The organism is Streptomyces subrutilus (genome assembly GCF_008704535.1).
Lineage (GTDB): Bacteria > Actinomycetota > Actinomycetes > Streptomycetales > Streptomycetaceae > Streptomyces > Streptomyces subrutilus.
The window spans coordinates 6064338-6089854 of record NZ_CP023701.1 but is presented as its reverse complement, the minus strand read 5'-3'; the positions used below and the strand labels follow the sequence as shown (position 1 = coordinate 6089854).

At 72.6% G+C, this 25517-nt stretch carries 25 protein-coding genes; 4 read left to right on the top strand and 21 right to left on the bottom strand.

Annotation, left to right across the window (positions count from 1 at the left end):
* Position 1: 1 nt before the first annotated feature.
* Both CP968_RS27090 and pyrR read right to left on the bottom strand, forming a co-directional pair.
* Complete coding sequence (locus tag CP968_RS27090; protein WP_150520485.1) at positions 2–991, bottom strand: aspartate carbamoyltransferase catalytic subunit; 990 nt, start codon at positions 989–991, stop codon at positions 2–4.
* A 112-nt stretch (positions 992–1103) separates the two neighbouring features.
* Entirely contained in the window at positions 1104–1706 is a 603-nt protein-coding gene (gene pyrR, locus CP968_RS27085; RefSeq protein WP_150520484.1) for a bifunctional pyr operon transcriptional regulator/uracil phosphoribosyltransferase PyrR, read from the bottom strand.
* A gap of 272 nt (positions 1707–1978) precedes the next feature.
* Here pyrR and bldD point away from each other — a divergent pair, with 272 nt between their 5' ends.
* Positions 1979–2479 carry a transcriptional regulator BldD gene (gene bldD, locus CP968_RS27080; protein WP_030841550.1) on the top strand — a complete coding sequence of 167 codons (501 nt, stop codon included), beginning with the start codon at positions 1979–1981 and terminating at the stop codon, positions 2477–2479.
* A 184-nt stretch (positions 2480–2663) separates the two neighbouring features.
* Here the strand turns inward: bldD and nusB are convergent, their stop codons facing one another.
* The 14 genes from nusB to CP968_RS27005 all read right to left on the bottom strand — a co-directional run bounded on the left by nusB (position 2664) and on the right by CP968_RS27005 (position 16258).
* Entirely contained in the window at positions 2664–3098 is a 435-nt protein-coding gene (gene nusB / locus CP968_RS27075; protein WP_150520483.1) for a transcription antitermination factor NusB, read from the bottom strand.
* A 3-nt stretch (positions 3099–3101) separates the two neighbouring features.
* Positions 3102–3671: an elongation factor P gene (gene efp / locus CP968_RS27070; RefSeq protein WP_150520482.1), complete on the bottom strand. Its 570-nt coding sequence runs from the start codon at positions 3669–3671 to the stop codon at positions 3102–3104.
* 58 nt (positions 3672–3729) lie between these two features.
* Entirely contained in the window at positions 3730–4836 is a 1107-nt protein-coding gene (locus CP968_RS27065; RefSeq protein ID WP_150520481.1) for an aminopeptidase P family protein, read from the bottom strand.
* A 345-nt stretch (positions 4837–5181) separates the two neighbouring features.
* The gene (locus CP968_RS27060; RefSeq protein ID WP_167536854.1) at positions 5182–6054 is read right to left on the bottom strand and encodes an AAA family ATPase; all 873 of its coding nucleotides are present in this window, start codon (positions 6052–6054) and stop codon (positions 5182–5184) included.
* 100 nt (positions 6055–6154) lie between these two features.
* Entirely contained in the window at positions 6155–6595 is a 441-nt protein-coding gene (gene aroQ, locus CP968_RS27055; RefSeq protein WP_150520480.1) for a type II 3-dehydroquinate dehydratase, read from the bottom strand.
* Complete coding sequence (gene aroB, locus CP968_RS27050) at positions 6592–7683, bottom strand: 3-dehydroquinate synthase (RefSeq protein WP_150520479.1); 1092 nt, start codon at positions 7681–7683, stop codon at positions 6592–6594. Before aroB ends, aroQ begins: the two co-directional genes overlap by 4 nt.
* A complete protein-coding gene (locus CP968_RS27045) occupies positions 7680–8162 on the bottom strand; it encodes a shikimate kinase (RefSeq protein ID WP_150522149.1) in 483 nt (160 codons plus the stop codon). The genes aroB and CP968_RS27045 overlap by 4 nt, the downstream gene beginning before the upstream one ends.
* Before the next feature lie 35 nt (positions 8163–8197).
* Positions 8198–9382 (bottom strand): chorismate synthase, encoded by a 1185-nt coding sequence (gene aroC / locus CP968_RS27040; protein WP_150520478.1) that lies wholly within the window; start codon positions 9380–9382, stop codon positions 8198–8200.
* 189 nt (positions 9383–9571) lie between these two features.
* Positions 9572–10399: a shikimate dehydrogenase gene (locus tag CP968_RS27035; RefSeq protein ID WP_150520477.1), complete on the bottom strand. Its 828-nt coding sequence runs from the start codon at positions 10397–10399 to the stop codon at positions 9572–9574.
* A 6-nt stretch (positions 10400–10405) separates the two neighbouring features.
* Positions 10406–12208 carry an endolytic transglycosylase MltG gene (gene mltG, locus CP968_RS27030; RefSeq protein ID WP_150520476.1) on the bottom strand — a complete coding sequence of 601 codons (1803 nt, stop codon included), beginning with the start codon at positions 12206–12208 and terminating at the stop codon, positions 10406–10408.
* Between the two features lie 129 nt (positions 12209–12337).
* Complete coding sequence (ruvX, locus tag CP968_RS27020; protein ID WP_150520474.1) at positions 12338–12808, bottom strand: Holliday junction resolvase RuvX; 471 nt, start codon at positions 12806–12808, stop codon at positions 12338–12340.
* Positions 12808–15477: an alanine--tRNA ligase gene (gene alaS, locus CP968_RS27015; RefSeq protein WP_150520473.1), complete on the bottom strand. Its 2670-nt coding sequence runs from the start codon at positions 15475–15477 to the stop codon at positions 12808–12810. The genes ruvX and alaS overlap by 1 nt, the downstream gene beginning before the upstream one ends.
* Positions 15477–15821, bottom strand: a complete 345-nt coding sequence (locus tag CP968_RS27010; RefSeq protein WP_150520472.1) for a DUF6167 family protein — start codon at positions 15819–15821, stop codon at positions 15477–15479. Before CP968_RS27010 ends, alaS begins: the two co-directional genes overlap by 1 nt.
* A gap of 5 nt (positions 15822–15826) precedes the next feature.
* Positions 15827–16258 (bottom strand): DUF948 domain-containing protein, encoded by a 432-nt coding sequence (locus CP968_RS27005; protein WP_150520471.1) that lies wholly within the window; start codon positions 16256–16258, stop codon positions 15827–15829.
* 147 nt (positions 16259–16405) lie between these two features.
* On the opposite strand from CP968_RS27005, the gene CP968_RS27000 reads away from it, so the two are divergent.
* Complete coding sequence (locus tag CP968_RS27000) at positions 16406–18607, top strand: ATP-binding protein (protein ID WP_229886897.1); 2202 nt, start codon at positions 16406–16408, stop codon at positions 18605–18607.
* A gap of 117 nt (positions 18608–18724) precedes the next feature.
* Here the strand turns inward: CP968_RS27000 and rpsD are convergent, their stop codons facing one another.
* Positions 18725–19336: a 30S ribosomal protein S4 gene (gene rpsD / locus CP968_RS26995; RefSeq protein WP_150520470.1), complete on the bottom strand. Its 612-nt coding sequence runs from the start codon at positions 19334–19336 to the stop codon at positions 18725–18727.
* A gap of 55 nt (positions 19337–19391) precedes the next feature.
* Here rpsD and CP968_RS26990 point away from each other — a divergent pair, with 55 nt between their 5' ends.
* The gene (locus tag CP968_RS26990) at positions 19392–20312 is read left to right on the top strand and encodes a DUF2470 domain-containing protein (RefSeq protein ID WP_373304134.1); all 921 of its coding nucleotides are present in this window, start codon (positions 19392–19394) and stop codon (positions 20310–20312) included.
* Positions 20313–20393: 81 nt separating this feature from the next.
* Here CP968_RS26990 and CP968_RS26985 read toward each other — a convergent pair whose 3' ends face one another.
* The 4 genes from CP968_RS26985 to CP968_RS26970 all read right to left on the bottom strand — a co-directional run bounded on the left by CP968_RS26985 (position 20394) and on the right by CP968_RS26970 (position 24581).
* The gene (locus CP968_RS26985) at positions 20394–21752 is read right to left on the bottom strand and encodes a replication-associated recombination protein A (protein WP_150520468.1); all 1359 of its coding nucleotides are present in this window, start codon (positions 21750–21752) and stop codon (positions 20394–20396) included.
* A 40-nt stretch (positions 21753–21792) separates the two neighbouring features.
* The gene (locus CP968_RS26980) at positions 21793–22410 is read right to left on the bottom strand and encodes a vitamin K epoxide reductase family protein (RefSeq protein ID WP_150520467.1); all 618 of its coding nucleotides are present in this window, start codon (positions 22408–22410) and stop codon (positions 21793–21795) included.
* Positions 22411–22594: 184 nt separating this feature from the next.
* A complete protein-coding gene (gene hisS / locus CP968_RS26975; RefSeq protein WP_150520466.1) occupies positions 22595–23857 on the bottom strand; it encodes a histidine--tRNA ligase in 1263 nt (420 codons plus the stop codon).
* A 10-nt stretch (positions 23858–23867) separates the two neighbouring features.
* A complete protein-coding gene (locus tag CP968_RS26970; RefSeq protein WP_150520465.1) occupies positions 23868–24581 on the bottom strand; it encodes an MBL fold metallo-hydrolase in 714 nt (237 codons plus the stop codon).
* Positions 24582–24734: 153 nt separating this feature from the next.
* On the opposite strand from CP968_RS26970, the gene CP968_RS26965 reads away from it, so the two are divergent.
* Positions 24735–25517 (top strand): peptidylprolyl isomerase, encoded by a 783-nt coding sequence (locus tag CP968_RS26965; protein WP_150520464.1) that lies wholly within the window; start codon positions 24735–24737, stop codon positions 25515–25517.

Sequence of the window (25517 nt, the reverse complement as noted above, 5' to 3'; positions counted from 1 at the left end):
GTTACTTGCTCTCCTCGGTGCGGGCGGCGGGGGTGGTGGTGACGGCGGGCTCGGAGCCTCCGAGCAGCAGGTACAGGACGGCCATCCGGGTGGAGACGCCGTTGGCGACCTGCTCGACGGCCGTGCAGCGGTCGGAGTCGGCGACCTGGGCGGTGATCTCCATGCCGCGGTTCATCGGGCCGGGGTGCATCACGATGGCGTGCTCGGGCATCTTCGCCATGCGGTCGCCGTCGAGCCCGTAGCGGCGGGAGTACTCGCGCTCGGTCGGGAAGAAGGCGGCGTTCATGCGTTCGCGCTGCACGCGCAGCATCATGACGGCGTCGGACTGCGGCAGCACCCGGTCGAGGTCGTAGGAGACCTCGCACGGCCAGCTCTCGACGCCGATCGGCACGAGCGTGGGCGGGGCGACCACGGTGACCTGCGCGCCGAGCGTGTGCAGCAGCTGCACGTTGGAGCGGGCGACGCGGCTGTGCAGGACGTCGCCGACGATGGTGATGCGGCGGCCGTCGAGGTCCTTGCCGAGGCCGGCGTCGCGGCCGACGAGGCGGCGGCGCATGGTGAAGGCGTCCAGCAGGGCCTGGGTGGGGTGCTCGTGGGTGCCGTCGCCGGCGTTGACCACGGCGGAGTCGATCCAGCCGGAGGTCGCGAGCCGGTAGGGGGCGCCGGAGGCGTGGTGGCGGATGACCACCGCGTCGGCGCCCATGGCCTCCAGGGTCAGCGCGGTGTCCTTCAGGGATTCGCCCTTGGAAACGGAGGAGCCCTTGGCGGAGAAGTTGATGACGTCGGCGGAGAGGCGCTTGGCGGCCGCCTCGAAGGAGATCCGGGTGCGGGTCGAGTCCTCGAAGAAGAGGTTGACGACGGTGAGGCCGCGCAGGGTGGGCAGCTTCTTGATCGGCCGGTCCGCGACGCGGGCCATCTCCTCGGCGGTGTCGAGGATCAGGACGGCGTCGTCGCGCGTGAGATCGGCGGCCGAGATGAGGTGGCGCTTCATCTGGATGGCTCCGTAGGTCGGGAGGGCGGGCAGGCCGACGGCATGCCGGGTGCGGGCGGGGCAGGGCGGACTGCGGCGCGGACCCCGCGGGGACCCGTGCCGGCGGTGCGGGCTACTGCCCGGCCGTCCCGGGGGTCCGCTGGCCGAGCAGCACGGCGTCTCGGCCGTCCTCCTCCTGGAGCAGGACCCGGACGGTCTCCCGGAGCGACGTCGGGAGGTTCTTGCCGACGTAGTCGGCGCGGATCGGCAGTTCGCGGTGGCCGCGGTCGACGAGGACGGCGAGCTGGACGGCCCGGGGGCGGCCGAGGTCGCCGAGGGCGTCGAGGGCGGCGCGGATGGTGCGGCCGGAGAAGAGCACGTCGTCGACGAGGACGACGAGGCGGCCGTCGAGGTCGTCCCCCGGGATCTCGGTCCGGCCGATGGCGCGGGCCGGCTTCATCCGGAGGTCGTCGCGGTACATGGTGATGTCGAGGGAGCCGACCGGGATCTTCGTACCGGTGATCTCTTCGAGCTTGGCGGCCAGCCGGCGGGCGAGGAACACGCCGCGGGTGGGGATGCCGAGGAGCACCACGTCGTCGGCGCCCTTGGCGCGTTCGACGATCTCGTGGGCGATGCGGGTCAGGACCCGGGCGATGTCCTGCGCCTCCAGTACGGGGCGCGCCGCGTCGGTCCGGCCCGGCTCGGAGCCGTTTCGGGCGTCGTTCTGAGTGTCCATGAAAAGGACCTCCTTCTCCGCCTCACGGGACGGACCTTAAAGGACGTCTGATGTACGTCTCACACGGTACCAGGGTGCCGGCGGAGGCCCGCCACCGGGCCGGCGCCGGGGCTCGCGCAGGGGGCGGCGGAGGGTCGCCGGGAGGGGGCCTGGGCAACCGTTCGGCTTGACGCATCCAAGTAACGCTGCGTAACCTCACAGTGAGTTACCAGCCGCGCGGCGGAGCCGCACGTTGTCCATGTCGTCACAGCGTCACAGCGTCCGGGAGCGTTATGTCCAGCGAATACGCCAAACAGCTCGGGGCCAAGCTCCGCGCCATCCGCACCCAGCAGGGCCTCTCCCTCCACGGTGTCGAGGAGAAGTCCCAGGGCCGTTGGAAGGCCGTCGTGGTCGGTTCCTACGAGCGCGGGGACCGCGCCGTGACCGTCCAGCGCCTTGCCGAGCTGGCGGACTTCTACGGGGTGCCGGTGCAGGAGCTGCTGCCGGGCACGACCCCCGGCGGAGCGGCCGAGCCGCCGCCGAAGCTGCGCCTCGACCTGGAGCGCCTGGCGGGCGTGCCCGCCGAGAAGGCCGGCCCGCTCCAGCGGTACGCGGCGACCATCCAGAGCCAGCGAGGCGACTACAACGGCAAGGTGCTGTCGATCCGCCAGGACGACCTGCGCACTCTCGCCGTCATCTACGACCAGTCGCCCTCGGTCCTGACCGAGCAGCTGATCAGCTGGGGCGTGCTGGACGCGGACGCCCGGCGCGCCGTGGCCCACGAGGACGCCTGAGTCCTCGGGCCCGGGCCCAGCAGAAACGTTTACCGGTGGGTGGCCGGGACCTCGTAAGGGGTCCCGGCCACCCACCGGTTTTTCGTGCTCCCGGGGGTCCGCCGGGGCCGCGGCAGCCGGAAGGGCCCGCAACGCGCTGCGTTGCGGGCCCTTCCGGAAGGACGCGGAGCCGGTGGGTGCGCGGTCAGCTCTCGCTGCGGCGCAGGTTCGGCTTCAGCTCCTTGAACCGGGCGAGCAGCCCGTTCACGAACGAGGGGGACTCGTCCGTCGAGAACTCCTTGGCCAGCTGGACGGCCTCGTCGATGGCCACGGCGTCCGGGGTGTCGTCCACCCAGATCAGCTCGTAGGCACCGAGCCGCAGGATGTTGCGGTCCGCGACCGGCATGCGGTCGAGTTCCCAGTCCACGGCGTAGGTGACGATCAGGTCGTCGATGCGGTTCACCTTGTCGGCGTAACCCTCGACGAGATCCATCGTGAAGTCGCTGACCGGCGGCTGCCGGTCGTCCGACCGCGAGTGGCGGATCCAGTCCGCGAGGACCTCGCGCACGGGCACGCCGCGCTGGTCGGCCTCGAACAGGATCTGGAAGGCGCGCTTGCGCGCATTGCTCCGAGCAGCCACGGGTTAGTTGCCGCTCTTCCGGCCGAGGTAGTCGCTGGTGCGGGTGTCGACCTTGACCGTCTCGCCGGTGGTGACGAACAGCGGCACCTGGATCTCGTAACCGGTCTCCAGGGTGGCGGGCTTGGTGCCACCGGTGGAGCGGTCGCCCTGGACGCCCGGGTCGGTGTGCTCGATCTTGAGCTCGACCGCGGCCGGGAGCTCGACGTAGAGCACCTCGCCCTCGTGCTGGGCGACGGAGGCGGTGAAGCCCTCGATGAGGAAGTTGGCGGCGTCGCCGACGGCCTTGCGGTCGACCATGAGCTGGTCGAAGGTGCTCATGTCCATGAAGACGAAGTAGTCGCCGTCCATGTACGAGAACTGCATGTCACGGCGGTCGATGGTGGCCGTCTCGACCTTGGTGCCGGCGTTGAACGTCTTGTCGACGACCTTGCCGGACATGACGCTCTTCAGCTTGGTACGCACGAAGGCCGGGCCCTTGCCGGGCTTGACGTGCTGGAACTCGACGACGGACCAGAGCTGGCCCCCGTCGAGCTTCAGCACCATGCCGTTCTTGAGGTCGTTCGTGGAAGCCACGGTTGCGGAATCTCCTGCACTGGAAGACCACGGGTGCGCGCACAGTCCGGCGGCCGGACTAGAGCGCGAGCAGCTCCTTGGTCGTAATGGTGAGTAGCTCGGGACCGCCGTCCGCCTCGGGGCGCACGACGAGCGTGTCATCGATCCGGACACCGCCCCGGCCCGGGAGGTGAACCCCCGGTTCGACGGTGACCGGCACGCAAGCGTCCAGTTTACCCATGGCCGTAGGTGCAAGCTGCGGGTCCTCGTCGATTTCGAGACCCACCCCGTGCCCGGTCGACGGCGCGAGCGCCTCGCCGTGGCCCGCCGAGTCCAGCACCGAGCGGGCCGCATGATCCACGTCACGGTAGGCGGCCCCCGGCAGCAGGGCCTCCCGTCCGGCCCGCTGAGCGGCGAAGACGAGGTCGTAGAGCTGGATCTGCCAGTCCGCGGGCGTGGTCCCGATGACGAAGGTGCGGCCGATCTCGCACCGGTAGCCGCGGTAGTTCGCGCCGAGGCTGACGGTCAGGAAGTCGCCCTCCTCCACCCGCCGGTCCGACGGCCGGTGACGGGAACGGCCGGAGTGGGGGCCGGTGCCGACGGAGGTGGGGAAGGCGGGGCCGTCGGCGCCGTGGTCGACGAGCCGGCGCTCCAGCTCCAGGGCCAGGTGGCGTTCGGTGCGGCCGACGAGGATGGACTCCAGCAGCTCCCCGAGGGCCTGGTCGGCGATCTCGGCGGCGATCCGCAGGCAGGCGATCTCCTGTTCGTCCTTGACCAGGCGCTGCTGTTCGACCGCCGAACCCAGGTCGGCCAGGCGCAGGGCGGGGGCCACCGAGCGCAGCGCGCGGTGCCGGCCGACGGTCAGGTGGTGCTCCTCCACCGCCAGCGAGTCCGCGCGCACCGCGGCCGCCATGTCGGCGGCCGCGACGGCCGGGTCGCTGCCGGGGGCGGGCAGGACGGAGATCCGCAGCCCGTCGTCGAGGCGGCCTTCGTCGGCTTCGCCCGTGGGGGCGCCGGTGCAGAACAGCACGTCCTCGGCGGGGCCGACGAGCAGGACGGCGCCCAGCGGGGACGCACCGGACAGGTAGCGGACGTTCGCCGGCCGCGAGATCAGCGCGGCGGCGTTGCCCGCTGCGGCGCAGCGGTCGCGGAGCAGGTCCCGGCGGGCGGCGTACACGTCTGACATGTCTTCGAGCGTACGAGCGACCCGCGCATCCGGCCCGGCGAGCGCGGCCGGCAGGGGCAACGGCGGGCGGTCCGCCCGACCCCGGCGGACCCGCGCCGGGCCCGGGGCCCCGGGTAGGGGCGGGCGCGGGTAGGAGCGGCTGCGGGTACGGGCGGCTGCGGGTACGGGCGGCTGCGGGTACGGGCGGCTGCGGGTACGGGCGGCTGCGGGTACGGGCGGCTGCGGGTACGGGCGGCTGCGGGTACGGGCGGCTGCGGGTACGGGCGGCTGCGGGTACGGGCGGCTGCGGGTACGGGCGGCTGCGGGTACGGGCGGCCGGGAGGCCCCGGCCGCCCGGCCGCGCGGCTACCAGGCCGTGGGGGCCGCTATGGCGCGGGCCAGGACCTCGTCGAGGGCGCGGGCGGTGCCCTCGACGTCGAGGTGGGAGTTGTCGATGATCGGCAGGCCCGAGCCGTACCAGCCGGCCATGCGGCCGTGGATCCGCGCGACCTCCTCGTCGGAGAGCCTGCGGTTGCCGGAGCGGGCCGCGTTGCGCTCCAGGACGATCTCCAGGCCGGGCAGCAGCACCACGGGCAGCAGGCCGGGGCCCACGTGCCGCTTCCAGCCGCCCAGTCCGACGACCGGCCGGTCCGGGAAGACGGCGTCGTCGAGGATGCAGGAGATGCCGTTGGCCAGGTAGTTCCGGGCGGCGAAACCGCAGGTCCGGCGGGCCAGCCGGTACTGGGCCTCGGAGTGCTCGTTCCAGCCGGCCTGCGGGTCCGCGAAGCCCGAGCAGACCCATTCCCGTACGTCGTCCAGGCTGACGTGCGCGGTCGGCACCGGACGGGTGCCGGCCCAGTGGCGGGCCACCGTGGTCTTGCCCGCGCCCGCCGGGCCGATCAGCAGCACGGCGAGGGTGGCCCCCCCGGTGCCCGGCCCGGCCGGCGGCAGCGGGACGTGCCCGGTCGCCTCGGGCACGGGGGCCAGCGGGATCGTGGGCGGGCCCGGGTGCGGGGGCCCGGCGGGCGGGCCGTGGTGCGCGGCGCCGGGCGCCGTCCCGGAGGACGGTCCGTGGTGGCCGGCTCCCGGCGGCGGTCCGTGGTGTCCGGCCCCGGGGGGCGGCGTCGGTGCGTGGCCCGGCCAGCCGCGTCCCGGGGGCCCCGGCGGCTGCGGGGGCGCCGCCGGATGCGGTCCCGGCTGTCCCCAGCCCGCGCCGCCGCCCCCCACTCCTTGCTGCATCCGCTGCCACTCCGTCTCGTTCCGGCGACTGATGCGAGAACGTTATATGACCCCGGGGGCCCGACGGTCCACCAGGACCGCCGGGCCCCCGGGCCGGACGTCAGGCCGCGGTCTCCTCCGCCAGCGCGCGCAGCGCCAGCCGGTAGGAACCGATGCCGAAGCCCGCGACCGTGCCGGTCGCCACCGCGGCGATGACCGACGTGTGCCGGAACTCCTCGCGGGCGTACGGGTTGGAGATGTGCACCTCGATGAGGGGCGCGGTGCGCTGGGCGGCCGCGTCCCGCATCGCGTACGAGTAGTGCGTGAAGGCCCCCGGGTTGATCACCACGGGGATCTTGCCGTCCGCCGCCTCGTGCAGCCAGCGCACGAGCTCCCCCTCGTCGTTGGTCTCGCGGACCTCGACGTCGAAGCCGAGCTCCCCGCCCAGCGAGCGGCAGCTCTCGACGAGCCCCTGGTACGAGGTGGCCCCGTACACGTCGGGCTCGCGCGAGCCGAGCCGGCCCAGGTTCGGGCCGTTCAGCACCAGGACGCGGCGGCTCACGCGGCGACCTCTCCGTACGCGGCCACGAGCACGGCCGGGTCGGGGCCTTCCAGGACGGTCGGCTTCGCCAGCCCGTCGAGGACGATGAACCGCAGCAGGTCGCCGCGGGACTTCTTGTCGACCTTCATGGTCTCCAGCAGCTTGGGCCACTGGTCGCCGCGGTAGGTCAGCGGCAGCCCGACCGAGGCCAGGACCGCCTTGTGCCGGTCGGCCGTGGCGTCGTCGAGGCGGCCCGCGAGGCGGCCCAGTTCGGCGGCGAAGACCATGCCGACGGAGACGGCGGCGCCGTGGCGCCACTTGTAGCGCTCGTTCTTCTCGATCGCGTGCGCCAGGGTGTGGCCGTAGTTGAGGATCTCGCGGAGTCCGGACTCCTTGAGGTCGCTGGAGACCACGTCGGCCTTGACCCGGATGGACCGCACGATGAGCTCGGCGGTGTGCGGGCCGGCGGGCGTGCGGGCCGCCTGCGGGTCCGACTCGATCAGGTCGAGGATCACCGGGTCGGAGATGAAGCCGGCCTTGATGATCTCGGCGAGGCCGCTGACGTAGTCGTTGACCGGCAGGGAGTCCAGCGCCGCCAGGTCGCACAGGACGCCGGCCGGCGGGTGGAAGGCGCCCACGAGGTTCTTGCCCTCGGCGGTGTTGATACCCGTCTTGCCGCCGACCGCCGCGTCGACCATCGCCAGCACGGTGGTCGGCACCGCGACCCAGCGCACCCCGCGCAGCCAGGAGGCCGCGACGAAGCCGGCCAGGTCGGTGGTGGCTCCCCCGCCGACGCCGACGATCACGTCGGTCCGGGTGAAGCCGGACTGCCCCAGCGCCTTCCAGCAGTACGCCGCCACCTCGACGGTCTTGGCCTCCTCGGCGTTCGGCACCTGGATGGCGACCGCCTCGAAGCCCTGCTCGGCCAGGTCGTCGCGCAGGGCCTCACCGGTCGAGGCCAGCGCCTCGGGGTGGATCACCGCGACGCGCTTGGCCCGCGTACCGATCAGGGAGCCGAGCTCCCCGAGCAGCTGCCGCCCGACCAGCACGTCGTACGGGTCGTGGCCGGCGCTGCCGCCCACCTGGATCCGCGTCACCTGGTCTGTCATACGTCCTTCAACTCCAGAGCGTCGAGGACCGCCTGGGCGACCTCTTCGGGGGTGCGGTCGTCGGTGGCCACCACGACGCGCGCGACTTCGGTGTACAGGGGGCGCCGGGCGTCCATCAGCTCGCGCCACTGGCGCCGCGGGTTGACCGCGAGCAGCGGGCGGGCCGCGCCCAGGCCCACGCGGCGTACGGCTTCCTCGACGTCCATCGACAGGTAGACGACGGGCAGGCCGGCCAGCAGGCCGCGGGTGCCCTCGTCGAGGACGGCGCCGCCGCCCAGCGCGAGGACCCCGGTGTGCGCGGCGACGGCGGCCGCGACGGCCTCCCGCTCCAGCGCGCGGAAGTACGGCTCGCCCTCGTCCACGAACAGGTCGGCGATCTCCCGGCCCTGCGCGGCGACGATGTCGGCGTCGCTGTCCCGGTAGGGGACGCCGAGCCGCTCGGCGAGCAGCGCCCCCACCGTGGACTTGCCGGAGCCCATGGGCCCGACGAGGACGACCAGTGGTCCGGCGGGGGTCACCGGATCTGCAGGTTGTCGAGGTACGAGCGGACGTTGCGGCGGGTCTCGGGGACCGAGTCGCCGCCGAACTTCTCGACGACGGCGTCGGCCAGCACCAGGGCGACCATGGCCTCGGCGACGATGCCCGCGGCGGGCACGGCGCAGACGTCGGAGCGCTGGTGGTGGGCGACGGTGGCCTCGCCGGTGGCGACGTCCACGGTGGCGAGGGCGCGCGGCACGGTCGCGATGGGCTTCATCGCCGCCCGTACGCGCAGCAGTTCACCGGTGGTCAGGCCGCCCTCGGTGCCGCCGGAGCGGCCGGAGGTGCGCTTGAGGCCCTCGGGGGTGGAGACGATCTCGTCGTGAGCCTTCGAGCCGGGTACGCGGGCCAGGTCGAACCCGTCCCCGACCTCGACGCCCTTGATGGCCTGGATGCCCATGAGGGCGGCGGCGAGGCGGGCGTCGAGCCGGCGGTCCCAGTGCACGTGCGAGCCGAGGCCGACCGGCACGCCGTAGGCGAGGACCTCGACGACGCCGCCGAGGGTGTCGCCGTCCTTGTGGGCCTGGTCGATCTCGGCGACCATCGCCTTCGACGCGTCGGCGTCGAGGCAGCGCACCGGGTCGGCGTCGAGCCGGTCGACGTCGGCGGGGGTCGGGTAGACGCCGTACGGGGCCTTGGCCGCGGCCAGCTCCACCACGTGCGAGACGATCTCGATGCCCGCGGCCTCCTTGATGAAGGAGCGGGCGACGGCGCCGAGCGCGACGCGGGCGGCGGTCTCCCGGGCGCTGGCGCGCTCCAGGATCGGCCGGGCCTCGGAGAAGCCGTACTTCTGCATGCCCGCCAGGTCGGCGTGGCCGGGGCGGGGACGGGTCAGCGGCGCGTTGCGGCCGGTGTCCTTGAGCAGCGAGGGGTCGACCGGGTCGGCCGACATGACCGTCTCCCACTTGGGCCACTCGGTGTTGCCGATCATGACCGCGATGGGCGAGCCCTGCGACAGCCCGTGGCGGACACCGCCGAGGAAGGTGATCTCGTCCTGCTCGAACTTCATCCGGGCACCGCGGCCATAGCCGAGCCGGCGCCGGGCCAGGTGATCGGCCACCAGCTCGGTGGTGACCGGGACGCCGGCGGGAAGACCCTCCAGCGTCGCGACCAGTGCCGGTCCGTGCGACTCTCCCGCGGTCAGCCAACGCAACCTGCTCAACGATGCTCCTCATGCTCGCGCCTGGCACTGCGACGGCGCGATCGGGTGCGCGGCCCTGACCCGCCGTACCCGATCCTCCCATGTCCGGGCCGGTGGGACGGCCTCCGGTCCAGTTGGCGGACGGGCGGGGCCCGCCGCGCGCTCCGGACGGCCCCGCGCGGGGGCGTCCGGAGCGCGCGGACCGGGGGCTCAGTGACGAGCGCGGAGCGCGGCCTCGCCGGCGGCGCGCATGGCCGCCAGCGGGCCGGTCGGACGGCCGGTCATCTGCTCGACCTGGAGCACGGCCTGGTGGACCAGCAGGTCCAGGCCGCCCACGAGGGCGCCGTCCCGCGCCGTCCAGGCGGCGGCGAGAGCGGTGGGCCAGGGGTCGTAGAGGACGTCGAAGAGGGTGCCGGGGGCCTCGGGCACGGCTCCGGCGAGCTCGTCGGTGGCCCCGGCCGGGGTGGTGGCGATGACCAGGGGGGCGGTCAGCGCCGCGGCGGCCGCGGACCAGTCGGCGGTGCGCACGTCGACGCCCAGCCGCCGGCCCCACTCCCGCATCTCGTCGGCCCGGGCCGACGAGCGCACGTACGCGGTGACCTCGCCGGTGCAGATCCGCGCGAGGGCGGCCAGCGCCGACGAGGCGGTGGCGCCGGCGCCGAGGACGGCGGCGGAGGGCACCTCGTCGATGCCGCGCTCGTGGAGCGCGGCGACGATCCCGGGGACGTCGGTGTTGTCCCCGAGGCGGCGGCCGTCCGGGGTGAGGACGACCGTGTTGACCGCCTTCACCGAGGCGGCGGTGTCACTGACCGCGTCCAGCAGCGGGATGACCGCCCGCTTGAGCGGCATGGTCAGCGAGAGCCCGGCCCACTCGGGGCCGAGCCCCGCCACGAATCCGGGGAGCGCGGCCTCGTCGATCTCGAACCGGTCGTAGGTCCAGTCGTCGAGGCCGAGCTCCCGGTAGGCGGCGCGGTGCAGCACCGGTGAGAGCGAGTGCTCGATGGGCGAGCCCAGCACCGCGGCCCGTATCCGTGACATGTCGTGCTATCCGCCGTTCTTCTGCTTCTGCCGTTCCTGGAACTCCTCGACGAGCTTGAGGTGCTCGTCGTAGGTCTGGGTGAAGCTCGTCTTGTCGCCGTCGACCGAGACGAAGAACATCCAGCCGCCGTGGTCGGGGTTGAGCGTGGCGGTCAGCGCGTCCGTGCCCGGGTTGCCGATCGGGCCCGGGGGCAGCCCCTTCACGAAGTGCGTGTTGTAGGGGTGGTCGAACTTCCGGGCTTCCTTGAGGTTGAAGTTGATCTCGCTCTGGCCCTTGATGTAGTTGTACGTCGAGTCGAACTCGATCTTCTGGTTGGTGACGTCGTTGGTCTTCTTGAGGCGGTTGTAGACCACCTCCGCCATCTTCCGGAAGTCGTCGTGGTTCTTGCCCTCGGCGTTGACGAGGCTGGCGACCGTGATCACCTGGAGCGGGTTCTCCAGGCCCAGGCTCTTGGCCTTGCCCTCGATCCCCAGCTCCGCGTACTTGTCGGTCGCGTTCTTGACCATCTCCTTGAGCAGGGACTCGGGGCTGCTGTCCTTGCTCAGGTCGTAGCGCATCGGGAGGAGGAAGCCCTCCAGCGGGTCCATGAGCCTCGGGTCGTTGTTGGCCCACGCCGGCAGGCCGAGGTTCTTGACCTCGCGCTTGGCGATCTCCTGGGTGGTGCCCACGGACTTGCCGAGCTTGCGGTCGATCGCCTCGTAGACCGCCGCGTTGCGCATGCCCTCGGTGACGGTGAGCACCTGGAGCTTGGTCGGGTCTGTCATGAGCTCGACCACGGAGGCGGCCGACATGCGCTTCTTCAGCGGGTAGATGCCAGGCTGGATCGACTTGCCCTTGGGGTTGGCGTTGGCGGCGTCCACGAAGGCCTGGGCGCTCGCGACGACACCGGCCTTCTTGAGGATGCGGCCCATCTGGCCCAGTCCCGAGCCCTTGGGGATCTCGACGTCGACGGTCTCGTCCGTACCGGAGCCGGCGTAGTCCTCCGCCGCGGCGAACCGGTCCTTGAGGTACGTGTAGCCGTAGTAGCCGCCACCACCGAGCACCGTGACGATGACCAGGCTGGCGACCAGGCAGGCGGCGCCGCTGCGCTTGGGCTTGTCGCCCTTCGCGCGTCCGCCCCGGCGGCCGCCGGTCCCGTTCCCGTCGTCCCCGCCGCCGTCGGCCGGATCGCGCTCCTCGGTGAGCAGGTCGGAGCCCTGCGGTTCCTCGGCCGGGTCCGGCTCCAGGTGGCGGCGGCCGGGCGGCTGCGGGGGCGGATAGGCCTCCGCGGTGGTGTAGAGGTCGGGGGTCTCCCCCGGGTAGCCGTTGACCGGCTGCTGGGCGTACGGGTCCACCCCGGCGTAGGCGTCGGCCTGCGCGGCGGCGGCGACGTACTGGCCCTGGCCCGTGTCCCAGCCCTGCGAGTCGTAGACCGGCTGCTGCGGCTGGGCCTGCTGCGGGGCCTGCTGCGCAGGGGCGTAGCCCTGCTGCGCCTGGGCGTACTGCGGCGCGGCGTACCGCCGGTCGTCGAACCCGGGTTCGACGGGGTACTGCTGCGGCTCGGGGTGCTGCTGGTACTCCTGCGGGTACGAGGGGTCCTGGTACTGCGGCTCCTGCGGGTACCCCTGCTGGGGGGCCTGCGCGTACGCGGGGTCCTGCTGGTACTGCTGCGGGTCCTGGTACTGCGGCTCCTGCGGATACGCCTGCTGGGCACCGGCGTAGGGCACCTGGCCCTGCTGGGTCGGGTGCCCGGTCCACCCCTGGTCCCCGTACAGGGGGTCCTCGGGGTGCCACGGTTCAGGGCCACGGCCCCGGCCATACTCGGTCATCGGTCCCCTAGAGCCGCGAGACGAAGGCCGCGGATTGGGTCATCCGCGACACCCGGTTCAGCCTCTTCGAGTGGTGGGCGACGGCTGTTCGAATGCCGCCTCATGGCGCGGAACGTTACCGTATCGCGATCAGACAACCACTTCGACGCACTCGCCAGGCGGATTACCTGATACCCGTTCGGTCTCCAGCGCGTTCTGCAGGATCACCACGGCGGCCGCCTGGTCGATGACCGACCGGCCCTTCTTCGCGTTCCGGCCGGAGGCCCGCAGGCCCTGCGCCGCGGTGACGGTGGTCATCCGCTCGTCGACCAGACGGACGGTCACCGGCTTGATGCCCTTGGCCAGTTCGACGGCGAAGGCGCGGACCTTGACCGCGGCCGGCCCCTCCCGCCCGCTGAGCGAACGGGGCAGCCCGACCACCACTTCGAGGGGCTCGTACTCCGCGACGAGCTGCCGCAGCCGCCGGTGGGCGGACGGGACGTCCCGTCCCGGAACCGTCTCCACCGGCGTGGCGAGCACCCCGTCGGGGTCGCACGAGGCGACCCCGATCCGGGCGTCCCCGACGTCGACGGCCAGTCGTCGGCCGCGGCGCAGCGTCATCAGGCCGTCTCCCCCACGAGGCGCTCGACGGCCGCGATGGCGTCGCCGATGGCGGCCGGGTTCTGACCGCCGCCCTGGGCGACGTCGGGCTTGCCGCCGCCGCCTCCGCCGAGGGTCTTGGCAGCGGCCCGGACCAGGTCGCCGGCCTTCAGGCCGCGTTCGCGGGCGGCCTCGTTGGTGGCGATGACGGTCAGCGGGCGGTCGTTCGCCACGGTGAAGAGGGCCACGACGGCCGGACGGTCGCCCTGGATGCGCCCGCGCACGTCGAGGACCAGCCGGCGCAGGTCGTCGGCGCCCGTGCCGTCCGGCACCTGACCGGTGACGACGGCGACGCCGCGGACGTCCTGGGCGCCGGCCGCGAGGCCGGCGGCGGCCTGGAGGACCTTCTCCGCGCGGAACTTCTCGATCTCCTTCTCGGCGTCCTTCAGCTTGCCGAGCATGGAGGCGATCTTCTCCGGCAGCTCCTCCGGACGGCCCTTGACGAGCTCCTGGAGCTGGGCGACGACCGTGTGCTCCTTGGCGAGGAAGTTGTACGCGTCCACGCCGACGAGGGCCTCGACGCGGCGCACGCCGGAGCCGATGGAGGACTCGCCGAGCAGCTTCACCAGGCCGAGCTGGGCGGTGTTGCCGACGTGGGTGCCGCCGCACAGCTCCTTGGAGAAGTCGCCGATGGTCACGACGCGCACGCGCTCGCCGTACTTCTCGCCGAACTCGGCGATGGCGCCCTGCTTCTTCGCCTCGTCGATGCTCATGATCTCGGCGGTGACGTCCAGCTCGCGCGAGAGCACGTCGTTGATCTTCTGCTCGACGTCGGTGAGGACCGAGCCGGGCACCGCGTTCGGGGAGCCGAAGTCGAAGCGGAAGCGGCCCGGCGAGTTCTCGGAGCCGGCCTGGGCGGCGGTCGGGCCGAGGGCGTCGCGCAGGGCCTGATGGGTCAGGTGCGTGGCCGAGTGGGCGCGGGCGATGGCCCGGCGGCGCTGGATGTCGATGGCGGCGTACGCGGAGGCGCCCACCGTCACCTCGCCGACCTGGACGCTGCCCTTGTGGACGGAGACGCCGGGAACGGGCTGCTGCACGTCGCGGACGACGATGACCGCGCCCGAGTCGAGCCGGATGCGGCCCTGGTCGGCGAGCTGGCCGCCGCCCTCCGCGTAGAAGGGGGTGCGGTCGAGGACGACCTCGACCTCGTCGCCCTCGGAGGCGGCGGGCGAGGAGGCGCCGTTGACCAGCAGGCCGACGATGGTGGACTCGCCCTGGGTGGTGGCGTAGCCGGTGAACTCGGTGGCGCCGGAGCCGTCGGCGATCTCCCGGTAGGCGGACATGTCCGCGTGGCCGGTCTTCTTGGCCTTGGCGTCGGCCTTGGCCCGGTCGCGCTGCTCCTGCATCAGGCGGCGGAAGCCGGGCTCGTCCACGGAGAGGCCCTGCTCGGCGGCCATCTCCAGGGTGAGGTCGATCGGGAAGCCCCAGGTGTCGTGGAGCAGGAAGGCCTTGTCACCGGAGAGGACGGTGCCGCCGGCGGCCCTGGTCTCGGTGACGGCGGTGTCGAGGATGTTCGTGCCGCCCTTGACGGCCTTGAGGAACGCGGCCTCCTCGGCGAGCGCGACGGTCTCGATGCGCTTGCGGTCGGTGACGAGCTCCGGGTACTGCAGGCCCATCGTGTCGATCACGACGCCGATGAGCTCCTGGACGACCGGGCCGGTGGCGCCCATCAGGCGCATGTTGCGGATGGCGCGGCGCATGATGCGGCGCAGCACGTAGCCGCGGCCCTCGTTGCCGGGGGTGACGCCGTCGCCGATGAGCATGGCGGAGGTGCGGATGTGGTCGGCGACCACGCGCAGCGAGACGTCGGTCCCCTGCGCGGCGCCGTAGCGCACGCCGGTCAGCTCGGTGGCCTTGTCCATCACCACGCGCAGGGTGTCGGTCTCGTACATGTTCTGCACGCCCTGCAGGATCATCGCGAGGCGTTCGAGGCCGAGACCGGTGTCGATGTTCTTCGACGGCAGGTCGCCGAGGATCGGGAAGTCCTCCTTCCCGTCGCCGGCGCCGCGCTCGTACTGCATGAAGACCAGGTTCCAGATCTCCACGTAGCGCTCGTCGTTGACGGCGGGGCCGCCCTCGGCGCCGAACTCCGGGCCGCGGTCGTAGTTGATCTCGGAGCAGGGGCCGCAGGGTCCGGGGACGCCCATGGACCAGAAGTTGTCCTTCTTGCCCAGGCGCTGGATGCGCTCGGCCGGGACGCCGATCACGTCGCGCCAGATCTGCTCGGCCTCGTCGTCGTCGAGGTAGACGGTGATCCAGAGCTTCTCCGGCTCCAGGCCGTAGCCGCCGTCCGCCACGGAGCTGGTGAGCAGCTCCCAGGCGTACTTGATGGCGCCTTCCTTGAAGTAGTCGCCGAAGGAGAAGTTGCCGCACATCTGGAAGAAGGTGCCGTGGCGGGTGGTCTTGCCGACCTCTTCGATGTCGGGCGTGCGCACGCACTTCTGGACGCTGGTGAGCGTCGGGGCGGGCGGCTTGACCTCGCCGAGGAAGTACGGCTTGAACGGCACCATGCCGGCCGGGACCAGCAGCAGAGTCGGGTCGTCCGCGATGAGCGACGCCGAAGGGACAACGGCGTGACCGCGCTCCTCGAAGAAGCTCAGCCAGCGGCGGCGGATTTCAGCCGACTCCATCAGTGGTCCTCATTCCGGTTGTACGAAAACTTCGATCGGTGGATGTCCTGGTCGTTCTCCAGGGCGTGCAGCCGGCGCGGCCCGGGAAGCGCGGTGACGTTGTCGGGCCGGTCGGGGTCCCGGGTCAGGCCCAGTGCGTCGTTCAGCTCGTCCTCGCGCCGGGTCATTCCCGCCTTGACGTCGAGGGCGAAGTCCTTGATGCGGTGTCCCGCCTCCACGGCCCTGTCGGCGGCCTGGGCGGCGAGGCTCTCCGGCGTCAGCTTCTTGATCTGGCGGTTGACCTTGGTGGTGGCCCACACGCCGGCGGCCGCGCCGGCGGTGAACCAGAAGGCTCGGCGGAACATGGCGGTCAGCCCTTCTGCTTCCGGCGCCGGGCCGCCGGGACCGTACGGCCGGCGATCACGGTGCGGCGGGGGGTCTTCTGCGGCGCGCCGTCCTGGTTGCGGCCCAGCGCCCTGCGCACGCCGTAGCCGAAGGCCGCGACCTTGACCAGCGGGCCGCCGAAGGCGGAGGCCACGGTGGAGGAGAGCGCGGAGGCGTTGGAGGTGACCTCCTGGACGTCGCTCGCGATCGCGTCTACCCGGTCGAGCTGGGTGCGCGCGGAGCGGACGGTCGTGGAGGCCTCCGCCAGCAGCGGCACCGCCTGGTCGGTCACCTCGGCCACCAGCCTGCCGGTCGCCTTGAGCACCTGCGCCAGCCTCACCAGTACCACGGCGAGGAACGAGACCAGGATCGCCCAGAAGACGGCCACGAGGATCCCGGCCACCTCTCCACCGGACACGTCACACCGCTCTCTGTCTGTACCTGAACTGCTGAAAGATTCGCCCTACGACCCTATCGCGCCCGAGATCCCCGGCAGTACCGGAAAAGCGGGCCGGGCGGGATCGCCTTGTACCCATCGCGTGCGGACCAGTACTCTCCGTGTCCCATGCGACACAGACCCCTTCGAAACGCCGCCCGGGGCAATCTTCCCTCGGAGCCGGGCCCGTTCGTCGGGCGGGGTGCGGAACTGGCCGGGCTGGGGCGGCTGCTGGAGTCGTCGCGGCTGGTCACGGTCACCGGCGTGGGCGGGGTGGGCAAGTCGCGGCTGGTGCTCGCGGCGGCCGCGGCGGTGTCTGCGGGGGCGTCCTCGGGGGGCCGCGCGCAGGAGCAGGAACGCTACTGCGACGGCGTGTGGCTGGCCGAGCTGGCCTCCGTACGGGATGCCGCGCTGCTGGAGATCGCCCTTGCCGAGGCCCTCGGGCTGACCGACCACACCGTCCGGCCGCCCCGGGCCGTCCTGGCCGAACACCTCGCCGGGAGGCGGCTGCTGCTGGTCCTGGACGGCTACGAGCAGGTGGTGGAGGAGACCGCCGTGCTGGTGCGGGAGCTGCTGCGCCGCTCGCCCGGGCTGCGGGTGCTCGCGGCGGGCCGACGGCCGCTGGACCTGGACGGCGAGCGCGTCCTCCCGCTGGCCCCGCCTGCCCCCGAGGAGGCGCTCGCGCTGCTGGTCGAGCGGGTCAGGGCGGCCGACCCGGGCTTCGCGCCGGACGTGGCGGAGCGGGCGGCGCTGGCCGAGCTGTGCGCCCGGCTGGACGGCATCCCGCTGGCCCTGGAGCTGGCGGCGGGCCGACTGCGCACGCTGTCGGCGGAGCAGGTGCTGGCCCGGCTGGAGGACCGCTTCGCGCTGCTGACGGGCGGCGCCCGCGGTGCGCTGCCCCGGCACCGGGCGCTGCGGACGACGATCGGCTGGAGCCACGAGCTGTGCACGGCGGCGGAGCGGTTGCTGTGGGCTCGGCTGTCGGTGTTCGCGGGGCGGTTCGACCTGGAGGCCGCGGAGTACGTGTGCGCGGGTCCGGACCTGCCGGTGGGCGGCGTGCTGGACCTGGTCGGAGAGCTCATCGCCCAGTCCCTGCTGGTCCGGGAGGAGACGCCCGCCGGGGTGCGCTACCGGATGCTGGAGACCGTACGCCTGTACGGAGCGGGCTGGCTGGAGTCGACGGGTGACGCCGGGCGGCTGCGGCGGCGCCACCGGGACTGGTACGTGGGGCTGGCGACCTGGTGCGAGCTGGACTGGTTCGGCCCGCGCCAGGAGGAGGTCGCCGCCCTGGTGGGGGTGGAGCTGGCGAACCTGCGGCTCGCGCTGGAGTGCTGCCTGGACGAGCCGGACGGACTGCACCTGGGCCAGTACCTGGCGGGGACCCTGTGGTTCTACTGGGCGGGCTGCGGGCGGCTCGCGGAGGGCCGGCACTGGCTGGAGCGGACCCTGGAGGGCGGCGACCGGCCGGTGGACTACGAGACCTCGCGGCTGAAGGCCCTGTGGGTGCTCGGCTACGTCGCGGCGCTGCAGGGGGACGCGGTCGCCTCGATGAGCGCCCTGTACGAGTGCCGGGACGCGGCGGTCCGCTCGGACAACCGGGTCGCGGCCGCCTACGCGGTCCACCGGCTGGGCTGCCTGGCGCTGGTCTCGGACGACATGGCGCGGGCCGGCGAGCTGCTCGGCACGGCGCTGGAGCGCTACCGGGCGGTCGGGGAGCTGAACGGCAACGTGCTGATGTGCCAGGTGGAGCTGGCGATGGCGCTGGCCTTCCAGGGGGACCTGGCGGGGGCGGCGGCGCTCTGCGGCGAGGTGCGGGAGGTGTGCGAGGAGCGCGGGGAGCGCTGGACCAAGGCGTACGCCCTGTACGTCCTCGGGTACACGGCCCTGGACGCGGGGGACACGGCCGGGGCGCGGCGGCTGCTGACCGAGTGCGTGCGGATCAACCACGCCTTCCACGACCTGGTGGGGCTGGTCCTGGCGCTGGAGCTGCTGGCCCTGGTGACGGCGGTGGAGGGCGATCCGGCCGAGGCCGCGGTGCTCCAGGGCGCGGCGGAGCCGCTGTGGGGCGGGGTGGGGCTGCGGCTGTTCGGCTCGGGGTACTTCAACGCCCCGCGGTTGGCGTGCCGGGAGCGGGCGGCCGAGGCGCTGGGCGCGGAGGGCTACGCGGCGCGCGCGGCCGAGGGCCGGGGGCTGGGCCGCGAGGTGCTGGTGGCGCGGGCCCTGCGGACTCCCGGGGAGCGGGGCGGGGCCGTTCCGTCGCCGCGCCCGTCGGGCCGCGGCGGGCCGCTGGGGGCCGCGCGCGGACGGCGGGCGGCCGCCGACCAGCCGTAGCGGGCCCCGGACGGCGGCCCCGGCGGCCGTCCGGGGCCCGGGCCGCAACGGCAGGGAGCCCGCCGCCCCCCGGAGGGGACGACGGGCTCCGACCAGCCTGTGAGGGCTACGCCTGCATCAGCGGGCGTAGTACTCGACGACGAGCTGCTCGTCGCAGATGACCGGGATTTCCTTGCGGTTCGGGTCGCGGTCCAGGCGGAAGGCCAGGGCCTTCAGGTTGACCTGCAGGTAGCGCGGGGTCTCGCCCTCGCCTGCGTAGCCACCCTCACGGGCGACCTGGAACGGAACCTTCTCGCGGCTGCGCTCGCGCACGGTCACGACGTCGTCCGGGCGGACACGGAACGACGGCTTGTCGACCTTGCCACCATTGACCTCGATGTGGCCGTGAACGACCATCTGGCGGGCCTGGTAGATGGTGCGGGCGATGCCCGAACGCAGGACCAGGGCGTCGAGGCGACGCTCGAGCTCGACGACCAGCGCCTCGCCCGTCTTGCCCTCGGCCTTCTTGGCGCGGTCGTACGCGCGGGCCATCTGGCGCTCGGAGATGTCGTACTGCGCGCGCAGACGCTGCTTCTCCAGCAGACGAACCTTGTAGTCCGAGTTCTGCTTGCGGCCACGGCCGTGCTCGCCCGGCGGGTAGGGGCGGGCCTCGAAGTACTTGACGGCCTTCGGGGTCAGCGCAATGCCGAGGGCACGCGACTTCTTGACCTTGGGTCGCTTCTGGTTCACGTGGAACCTACCTCCATGTAAGTTAGGTGAGGCTTACCTTAGCGAGGAGGACGTAATGTCTCGACCACATGGGATCCCCCTGCCCAGTGCGCGTCGAAGTTCAGATTCCAACGAAACGGAATCTGCTTTCGACGACGATAGGCAAGGTCAGCCGCGTCCCAGGGAAGGCGTTCGGCAGCTCACCGGAGCCGAACGCGTACGAACCCTCGTAGAGTCCAACGCCTCAGTATCCCTCACGCTGCCGGGTGCTCCTGACAGCCAGGAGCCGGTCGAGTTCGGGACGGGGATGCCGGTCGCACGGACCGTCACCCCGGACGGGGACGTGATTCTCCTTGTTTCCGGGGAATCCGCGGCTGCCAGGGCAGCCGCTCACGCCCAGGACGACGACCTCACCGCCGTGATCGAGATCACGGACGTGGCGCCGGTGTCCGTGCCCCATCGTATCCGAGGCCGCGCGTGGCTGGCCGGGTGGCTGACACCGGTGCGCGGGGACGACCGGGCGGCCTGCGCCGCACTGCTCGCCGAGCGCCGGCCGGTGGGCGAACTGCTGGGCCTGTCCGAGGCGCCGGACCTCCCGCTCGGAGCCCCCTCCGGCGTCCGGCCCGCGTGGATGCTGCTGCGCCTGGAGGTCGGCGAAATCACGGTGGACGACCTGTGGGGCGCCGAGCACGTGGAGCCGGAGGACCTGGCCGCGGCCGAGCCGGACCCGATGGTCGCCCACGAGACGGAGCTGCTCCAGCACCTGTCCGCGGCGCACGGCGAGCGGATCGCCGAACTGTGCGGCCTGCTGGGCTCCCGGGAGGCCGACGGCATGGCCGCGGTGCCGCTCGCCCTGGACCGGCTGGGCCTGCGCGTGCGCTTCCTGGGCGGCTCGGCCGGCTCCTTCGACGCCCGCTTCGACTTCCCCGAGCCGGTCGCGGACATCTGCGGCCTGCGCCGGGCGATGCACACCCTCTTCTCGGCCGCCTCGCACTAGACGCTGCGGCGGCGGACAGGGGTCGGCGGCGGCGTCCCGTGGCCGCGCGCCCGGGCACCGCGCCGGCCCGCCGCCCGGCGGTCAGGACCCGCCGGCCCCGCGCAGCCGCTCGCGGACCTTCTCCACCACGTCCGCGTAGCGGGCCTCGGCCCCGTACCGCGTCGGCTCGTAGTACCGCTTGCCGTGGATCTCGTCCGGGGCGTACTGCTGGGCGGCGATGGCGCCCGGCACGTCGTGCGGGTAGACGTAGCCCTGGGCGTGGCCCAGCTTGGCCGCGCCCTTGTAGTGACCGTCGCGCAGGTGCGGCGGGACCGTGCCGGCCAGGCCGGCCCGGACGTCGGCCAAGGCCGCGCCGATCGCGGTGGTCGCGGTGTTCGACTTGGGGGCCAGCGCCAGCGCGATCGTGGCGTGCGAGAGGGTCAGCGCGGCCTCCGGGAAGCCGATCATGGCCACCGCCTGGGCCGCGGCCACCGCGAGCGGCAGGGCGGTCGGGTCGGCGAGGCCGATGTCCTCGCTCGCCGAGATCATCAGGCGCCGGGCGATGAACCGCGGGTCCTCCCCCGCCTCGATCATCCGCGCGAGGTAGTGCAGCGCCGCGTCCACGTCCGAGCCGCGGATCGACTTGATCAGCGCGCTCGCCACGTCGTAGTGCTGGTCGCCGTCGCGGTCGTACTTCACGGCCGCCCGGTCCACGGCCTCCTCCACGGTCTGGAGGGTGATCTCGTCCTCGCCCTTGGCGATGGCCGATCCGGCCCCGGCCTCCAGGGCCGTCAGGGCGCGTCGCGCGTCGCCTCCGGCGATCCGCAGCAGGTGCGCCCGGGCGTCGGCGGGCAGGGTGACGGCGCCGCCCAGGCCCCGCTCCTCGGTGAGCGCCCGCGCCATCAGGGCGCCGAGGTCCTCGTCGGTGAGCGGTTCCAGCGTCAGCAGCAGCGAGCGCGAGAGCAGCGGGGAGATGATCGAGAAGTACGGGTTCTCCGTGGTGGCCGCGATCAGGGTCACCCAGCGGTTCTCCACGGCCGGGAGCAGCGAGTCCTGCTGCGCCTTGCTGAAGCGGTGGATCTCGTCGAGGAAGAGGACGGTCTCCTTGCCGTAGCCGCCGGCCGCGCGCCGGGCGCCCTCGATGACCGCGCGGACCTCCTTGACGCCGGCGGTGATCGCGGACAGTTCGACGAACCGCTTCTGCGTGGCCTGGCTGACCACGTACGCGAGGGTGGTCTTGCCGATGCCGGGCGGGCCCCACAGGATCACCGACGAGGCGCCGGCCGGGCCGCCGGCCCCTTCGCCGACGAGCCGGCGCAGCGGGGAGCCGGGCTTCAGCAGGTGCTGCTGCCCGACGACCTCGTCCAGGGTGCGCGGACGCATCCGGACGGCGAGCGGAGAGCTCGACGGGTCCTTCTCCTGGCGTTCCTCGGCTGCGGCGGTGAAGAGATCTGGTTCCACACCGGAAGCCTATGCGAGCCCGCTGACAGCGCGGCCGGGCTCAGGAGGTCCAGAAGTCCCACCAGCGGGTCAGGATCAGCATGCCGATGATCCCGATGTGCAGGACGGGCAGCACCCAGGTGAACTCGGAGAAGAAGGCCCGCAGCCAGCCCGGGGCGGGCAGCAGCCGCTCGCGGACGTTGTGCGAGGTGACGTACCAGAACATGACGATCGTGGCGACCCAGGCCAGGGAGCACCACAGGCAGAGCGAGTTGATGTTGTACAGGGACTGGTAGGTCAGCCAGGCGCAGAAGACGACGCCGAACAGGGTGCCCGCGTTGAGGGTGAGCCAGTACCAGCGCCGGAACCGGGCCCCGGCCAACAGGCTCATGCCGACGCAGATCACGATCCCGTAGGCGACCATTCCGAGCATCGGGTTCGGGAAGCCGAAGACCTCGGCCTGCTCGCTCTTCATGATGTTGCCGCAGGAGACGACCGGGTTCAGGCTGCAGCCCGGGGTGAAGTTCGGGTCCTGGAGCAGCTTGAACTTGTCGATCGTGATCACCCAGGCGGCCAGCAGGCCCGCGGCCCCCGTGATCACCAGCAGCAGGGCCAGCGCCCGGCTGCCCCCGACCGTCGTCCTCGGGGCGGTGTCCGCGTCCGTACCTCGTGTCGTCATACCGCCCGCTCCACATCTGCAAGGTCAACAAGCACGGGCCATTCTGCCGTACGGGGCGCGCTGCCCACCGTTCGATGGGCATAAGGACGGGCGCACGGGCGGCCCGTGGACGCGGGTGCGGGACGGGCCCGGGGCGGCGCCGTGCGGCGCTTCCCCGGGCCCGTGCGCCCGTCGGCGGCGGCCGTCAGGCCAGGCGGGCCCGTACGGTGTCGACCAGCTCGGCCAGCGGTACGGCGGTCTGCTCGCCGGACGCCATGTCCTTGAACTGCACGACCCCTTCGGCGAGGTCCCGCTCGCCCGCGACCACGGCGAACCGGGCTCCCGACCGGTTCGCGTCCTTCATGGCGCCCTTGAGGCCCTTGCCGCCGTAGCCGAAGTCGGCCGCGACGCCCGCCCGGCGCAGCTCGGTGACCTTCCCGAAGAGCACCCGCCGGGCCTCCTCGCCCAGCGCCACGGCGAAGACCGAGGTGGCGGCCGGGATGTCCAGCGCGACGCCTTCGGCCTCCAGGGCGAGGACCGTGCGGTCCACGCCCAGCGCCCAGCCCACCGAGGGCAGGGCGGGTCCGCCGATCATCTCGGAGAGGCCGTCGTAGCGGCCGCCGCCGCCCACCGCGGACTGCGAGCCGAGGCCGTCGTGGACGAACTCGAAGGTGGTCCGGGTGTAGTAGTCCAGTCCGCGCACCAGCTTCTCGTCGTCCTCGAAGGCGACTCCGGCCGCCGTGACCAGCGCCCGCACCTCCTCGTGGTACGCCTTGCAGGCGTCGCAGAGGTAGTCGCGCAGCATCGGGGCGCCGGTGAGCTGTTCCTGCACGGACTCCCGCTTGTCGTCGAGGACGCGCAGCGGGTTGATCTCGGCGCGGCGGACGGTCTCCTCGTCGAGGTCCAGCCCGCGCAGGAACGCCTGCAGGGCCTCCCGGTACACCGGGCGGCACTCCTTGTCGCCCAGGGAGTTCAGCAGGATGCGGAAGTTGCGCAGGCCCAGGGTGCGGTACGCCTGGTCGGCCAGGATGATCAGCTCGGCGTCGAGCGCCGGGTCCTCGGCGCCGATCGCCTCGGCGCCCACCTGGGAGAAGTGGCGGTAGCGGCCGGCCTGGGCCCGCTCGTAGCGGTAGTACGAACCGGAGTACCAGAGCTTGACGGGGAGCAGGCCGGCCTTGTGCAGGTTGCCCTGGAGCGCGGCGCGCAGCACGGAGGCGGTGCCCTCGGGGCGCAGGGCGAGCTGGTCGCCGCCCTTGGTGGTGAGGGTGTACATCTCCTTGGTCACGATGTCGGTGGACTCGCCGACACCGCGCGAGAACAGCTCGACGTTCTCGAAGCCCGGGGTCTCCACATACCCGTAGCCCGAGTTGCGCAGCGGCGCCGCGATGGCCTCGCGGACCGCGAGGAAGGTCGCGGACCGGGGCGGCAGCAGGTCGTACGTGCCCTTGGGGGCCTGAAAAGTACTCACGAAACTCTCGTCACATTCCTCGTCGTGGAGCGGCCGTCGGGTCCGCTGCCAGGCCGGCCGCGACCTCCCGCAGGTACGGGTTGGTCGCGCGCTCGCGGCCGATGGTGGTCTGGGGACCGTGTCCGGACAGGACCACGGTCGAGTCGTCGAGCGGCAGGCACACGCGGCCCAGCGACGCGAGGATCTCGGCATGGGAGCCGCCGGGCAGGTCGGTGCGTCCGATGGAGCCGGCGAAGAGCAGGTCGCCCGAGAAGAGGACCGGCGGGACGTCGGCCAGCTCGGGCATCCGGAAGGTCACCGACCCCTTGGTATGGCCCGGCGCGTGCGCCACGGAGAAGTCCATTCCGGCCAGCTTCAGGCCGGCGCCGTCGGTCAGCTCGCGGACGTCGTCCGGCTCGCCGACGGTCAGCTCGCCCATGAGCGGCATCCCGATGGAGCGGCCGAGGGCCTTCTCCGGGTCGCTCATCATGTAGCGGTCCTCGGGGTGGATCCACGCGGGGACGTCGTGTGCTCCGCAGACCGGGACGACGGAGGCCACATGATCGATGTGGCCGTGGGTCAGCACGACCGCCACGGGCTTGAGCCGGTGCTTGCGCAGCGTCTCCTCGACCCCTTCGGTGGCCTGGTGACCAGGGTCGATGATGACGCACTCCTCGCCGGCGGCGGGGGCGACCACGTAGCAGTTGGTCCCCCAGGCCCCGGCGGGGAAACCGGCAATCAGCACGTTCGTCCTCAATCGTCGTCCGGCGGGAGGCAGCGGATCGGAATCCTGCTGCTCAGAGCCTACCGGCGCCGCTCATTACACAGCGAACCCATATACGGTACGGCCTATCCCAGCCCGGACAGCGGTACCAGACACGCACAAGGAGACGACCCGGTGGTCACGAGCGATCAGCGGCGGCGACAGCTCGCCCGAGAGAAGTACGAGCGCCAGCAGGAGCGTCGGGCCGCGGCCCGGCAGAAGTCGCGCCGGCGTGCGGCGGTGATCGGCGCCGCGGTGGCCGTGGTGGCCGCGACGCTGGTCGGCCTCGTCGTGGGCGGTGTCTTCGACTCGGACAAGAAGGACGCGGTGGCGGATCCGGCGGCGACCCCGTCGTCCTCGCCGACGCCCCAGCAGTCCCCCTCCCCCGCGATGGCCATCGACGCCAAGGCGAAGTACGCCTTCGACCTGAAGACGAGCGCGGGCGCCATCACCTTCGAGATGGACGCGGCGAAGACCCCGCAGACGGTGAACTCCTTCAAGTCGCTCGCCGACAAGGGCTACTTCGACAACACGAAGTGCCACCGGCTGACGACGAGCGGGATCTTCGTTCTGCAGTGCGGCGACCCCCAGGGCACCGGCATGGGCGGACCGGGCTACACGATCCCGGACGAGAACCTGGAGTCGCTCGGCAAGGCGAACGAGCAGGGCCAGGTCGTCTACCCGGCGGGCACGGTGGCGATGGCCAACACCGGCCAGCCCGGCTCGGGCGGCAGCCAGTTCTTCCTGGTGTACAAGGACAGCCCGCTGGCCCCGTCGTACACGCCGTTCGGCAAGATCGACGCGGCCGGCGTGAAGGTCCTGGAGGAGGTCGCCAAGGCCGGAACGGCCGACGGCGGCCAGGACGGGGCGCCGAAGACCGAGGTGAAGATCGAGAAGGGCACCGTCACCCGGAAGTGA